Origin of the sequence: Vibrio sp. 1562, assembly GCF_033340155.1 — a bacterium.
In the GTDB taxonomy this organism is placed as follows: Bacteria; Pseudomonadota; Gammaproteobacteria; order Enterobacterales; family Vibrionaceae; genus Vibrio; species Vibrio alginolyticus.
In genome coordinates this window covers 1-779 of sequence record NZ_JAWOVY010000249.1, presented here as the reverse complement: position 1 = coordinate 779, position 779 = coordinate 1, and the positions used below count along the sequence as shown (strand labels likewise).

Below are 779 nucleotides of genomic sequence, written 5' to 3'. Positions count from 1 at the left end.
GCGATCTCATCTTTGCCGCTCGCAACTGCGAACGCGATCTTTTATGCCGCGCCATTGATCATGCTCCCTCTCGCTGCGATTTTTTTCGGTGAACAACTATCTAAACAATCGGTCGCGGCGGCGGTAATGGGATTTGCAGGGGTCTTGGTGATTATTCGTCCGGATCAAATTGATTGGGCAGCAATCTCAGCGTTTGTGGTCGCGTTAACGTTAGCCATTAACAATCTGTTGATTCGTAAGTTGCCAAAAAACCAATCAGTGATGCAAACCTTGCTGATGACCAACTTGGCCGGTATTCCGGTTGCGTTGCTGTTGGTGCTTATTGAGGATCAACCTTGGCAATGGGACGCGTTCCCTGTCGCGGCAGGGTCAAGTTTGTTCATTATGATCTATGCGGCGACTTGTGTACTGGCGTATCGTTCTATCGATAGCAACAAAATCGCGAGTGCAGAATACAGCGGTTTGATTGGTGCGGTTGTCGTTGGCTTTATTTGGTTTGGTGAAATACCAGATATTTTCATGGCCATCGGTACGGTGATGATCGTGGTGCCACTGATCTGGCTATCGAAACGCGAGCGTCGCAAGCAGAAAGAACATGCTCAGCTTCAGGCTCAAAAGGAGCACGAGCAGCAACAAGCACACGTTGCTTAATAAAGCCTACAAAACAAAAACCGAGCTTTCTGTGCTCGGTTTTTTTGTTGGTATCGAGAATCGAATAAGCCGCTAGGTTGTTCTTACGTAGGCAACCACGTGAGATAAAAACTGCATGGCATAACGTT

General features: G+C 47.8%; 1 protein-coding gene. It reads left to right on the top strand.

Translation table 11 applies throughout. The annotated features are described in order from the left end of the window. On the top strand, nucleotides 1-651 hold a 651-nt coding region (locus tag R7Z49_RS24455), incomplete at its 5' end, for a DMT family transporter (RefSeq protein WP_318112290.1). Nucleotides 652-779 lie beyond the last annotated feature (128 nt).